Below are 542 nucleotides of genomic sequence, written 5' to 3'. Positions count from 1 at the left end.
TGACCTGGTCGTCGGCGCGTCCGATGTATTCCAGTTCCCCGTTGCGGGTCCAGCGCACCAGGTCTCCGGTGCGATACATGCGGTCCCCGGCACCGCCGAACGGGCACGCCACGAACCGCGACGCGGTCAACCCCGACCGACCGTGATAACCACGCGCCACACCACCGCCGGCGACATACAGTTCACCGGCCACACCGATAGGAACCTCACGCAACGCCGAGTCCAGCACGAAGAAGGCGAGCATCGACAGGGGAACGCCGATCGGGCTCGTGGTCGCTTCCGCGTCGGCGGGGGTGAGCTCCCGGAACGAGGCATGCACCGTCGTCTCGGTCGTGCCGTACATATTGATCAAACGCGTGGACCCCGCATGGTTATCCCACCATGCACGCAACCGACTCGGTTCCAGCGCCTCACCCGCGAACACCACGGCCTCGAGCGCCAACTCCGGCAGTCCTTCGCCGGTCGCCTCCACCGCCTGTAGGGCGTAGAAGGCCGACGGGGTCTGGCTCAACACCGTCACCTTCTGCGCGGCCAGCAACGCA

At 66.8% G+C, this 542-nt stretch carries 1 protein-coding gene; it reads right to left on the bottom strand.

From position 1 onward, the window contains the following. A partial coding sequence (locus tag JK358_RS38785) for an AMP-binding protein (RefSeq protein ID WP_201958882.1) occupies positions 1-542 on the bottom strand: 542 nt, incomplete at both ends.

Source organism: Nocardia acididurans (assembly GCF_016741815.1).
In the GTDB taxonomy this organism is placed as follows: domain Bacteria; phylum Actinomycetota; class Actinomycetes; order Mycobacteriales; family Mycobacteriaceae; genus Nocardia; species Nocardia acididurans.
The sequence above is the reverse complement of the archived record's forward strand: the minus strand, read 5'-3'. Positions and strand labels throughout refer to the sequence as shown.